Origin of the sequence: Microcystis sp. M165S2 (genome assembly GCF_020245885.1) — a bacterium.
Lineage (GTDB): Bacteria > Cyanobacteriota > Cyanobacteriia > Cyanobacteriales > Microcystaceae > Microcystis.
Genome location: NZ_JADBTZ010000248.1, coordinates 1 through 2,643, shown reverse-complemented (window position 1 = coordinate 2,643; position 2,643 = coordinate 1). Strand labels below are relative to the sequence as shown.

The following is a 2,643-nucleotide window of genomic DNA, read 5'->3' as shown; positions in this document are numbered from 1 at the left end:
CTTATGCTAGAAAGGCATTTGGCGATTTTTGTCAATTGTTTTTGATCTAGAGCGAACTAATCAATTAAGTCTCTTGCCGGATAAGGATTTAGTCAATTTATGCCCCCCTATGGAACCATACCAAGTAACGAAGAACCAGATTTCTACTACAAAAATCTGCCTAAATCGAATTCCGTTGTGGCAGTAATTTCTCGAAAACGTTCTTGACTGATAATTAACAATAATCTTTCAGTATAATCCACCGCACCGCGCAATTCTCGTTCTAATCTTGCTAAACCAGCGTTGGCATATTCCTCGAAAATTGTCACTCGCAAAGCTTCCGAATCTACCCCGTGGGGAGAAAGAATTTTCGTGTCTTGGAATTCATTGACTGCCAATAATTTGATTAGGGTATCGTAGCCACGAGAAATAAAAATTTCTAGGTTAATAGGTGAGGGTTCCTTCGCTACATTTTCTATCGCCACCCTCTCCTGATATTTTACCCCTAAAGCCGCCGCAAAAGCGATGACATCAGCATAGGTTTGAAAAGGTCCAATTCCCTGATTAAAATTAACTAAGGACTGGACAAATTCCCCTTTATCTCTAGCAATACGCACTCGATGAATGGACATATTTATCAAGTAAAAAGTAAAAAAGGTTACAAAATTCAGGAGATAGGAACCCGCTAATAAATGATAACTGCTTTAAGGATAAGTTTTAATTAGTCCTTTAGCTTGGTAAACATGAAATTGTTCGATGGCGACACCACCGCGCTTGATCGGAATGACAGCTACTTTAGTTATATCTTGGAAATAGGGACGGTAGCGATCGATTATTTCCGGTCTTTCTAGAGAACTATTCGTAGTAATTAATAAACCATTTTTACCGATCCATTCTTGAGGATTAAACCAAATTTGATAACCCCTTTGATCGTTGTTAAAACAGGTGACGGGAATAGGAACTAGGGGATAAAGGGCCATATCTAGCCATGCGGTCACATAAAAATTATGGGTAAAAACGAAGCTGGAATCTTTTAAGAGTGCTAATAATTCGGGAGAATTAGCAAAGCCTTGGCGCAGTTGATCGATATCGACAATTTCCCGAGAAGGGTCCTGTTCTGGGGCAATAATTCCCCCAAAAATTGCGTATTGACTAGGTTTTTGGAAAGTGCCAAAAGTAACGTGAAGCATTGCTATAGATAAAACAGTAACGATAAAAATTCCCGATCCCCATAACCATCTTTTTACCCAGATTCGAGAAGATTGCTGCCAAGTAGTGGCCTTTTCTCCTAATAAAATTGTGCAGGACCAGAACCCGGGTAAAATCCAACTAGGGGCGAGATAATGGGAAGCACCCACATAAAGCATTCCCAGGATTAAAGGCAGAGAAACCGAGAGAATTAACCATTTTTTTAGTGATTCTTCTTCTCGATGAAAAAATCTTTTTTTCGAGATAAAGTTAGGAATTTGTTCGGCAAAGCTTTTAAATGTCACCCACCACATCGGCAGACCGAAAGGTGGAAACATCGTGGCGATACTAATGCCAACAACCGAGAGAATACCGAGAATATTAAAGGTTTTCGGTTCTCCAGAAAAACGGTCTTCTAAATGAAAGCGAAAGGAAATCCAATCATGGTTAATATTCCAGTAAATAATCGGCAATAAAGTTATCAAAAAAAGAATAAATCCTGATCCCAACCAGGGCGATCTAAATACAGGCCAATAGCGGGGAGTGGTCAGACAAAATAAAACTAAACCAAAGCCCAAAATAAAGCCGTGATATTTACTTAAAACCGCCAATCCTACGGCAAGTCCAATATAAGCGAGACGATAGCTAGGATGATAGTTTTTTTCCCGAATTGGCCAGAATTCTTGGGCAGCTAAATAGACTGTTAATGACCAAAAAAAGATTAAAGGACTATCTGGCTGCGAAAGAATCCCGAAGACGATCCCATAGATGGGGATAAGAGTGGCGATCGCTAAAGTCATTCTGGCGACCGGCAGACTGAACAATTTTAAAGCGGTCAGATATAGCAAGCAGAGGCTGCCAGTATAGAGGAGGAGAGTACCGAAGCGAATCGTAAATTGATTGACTAATCCCGTGATCCAAGTCCCAAAACCCGTGGAAATCGCTACTATTGGCGGATGATCGAAATAACTCCAATCCAGATTATGGCTGTAAACATAATAATAGGCTTCATCGTACCCGGGATAAAGCCCCAAGGCGATGATTATTCTAAACAGGAGTCCACCGATGAGCAGATAAACGGCAATGCGATCGCTAAGTATTTTGGTCAAAATTCTTACCTCATTTCATCGCTAAAACTGATGTTAGAGACGGGATATTTTTGGGGTTGCCAGATTCGAGATTTGTGCATCTATGGCAAGGTTAGATTTAAGTGTGATCTTTATTTACTATATCACCAACTCTGTCATCTTTTAGCCCTTGGCTATCAGCAAACTCTCCCTAGTCGTTGCTGATTTGCGATCTGAAAGTAAGATTAAGGGAACAGGTAACGGTAAACGGGAGCATCTCACCTTTGCAATAAGTAGAAATGCTTAATGATCTCAATAAAAAAGTTAAAAAAGGCAACCATTTAGATAAGCACAGCGATGACGAAGGACTTGCGGTACATTACCAGATTCCCAACTTGCACCAGTAATT

2 protein-coding genes are annotated in these 2,643 nt (G+C 40.2%); both read right to left on the bottom strand.

All coding sequences use genetic code 11. The features are described from left to right. Nucleotides 1-146 precede the first annotated feature (146 nt). On the bottom strand, nt 147-611 hold the full coding sequence (locus tag IM479_RS12690; RefSeq protein WP_002760679.1) for a DNA phosphorothioation-associated protein 4: 465 nt from the start codon (nt 609-611) through the stop codon (nt 147-149). Between the two features lie 72 nt (nt 612-683). Beyond that, nucleotides 684-2,276 carry an ArnT family glycosyltransferase gene (locus tag IM479_RS12685; RefSeq protein WP_287673161.1) on the bottom strand — a complete coding sequence of 531 codons (1,593 nt, stop codon included), beginning with the start codon at nt 2,274-2,276 and terminating at the stop codon, nt 684-686. Nucleotides 2,277-2,643: the final 367 nt, after the last annotated feature.

Bases quoted from the DNA above. Each gene is read 5' to 3' on its own strand.
- IM479_RS12690 (WP_002760679.1), bottom strand. From the start codon at position 611: ATGTCCATTCATCGAGTGCGTATTGCTAGAGATAAAGGGGAATTTGTC.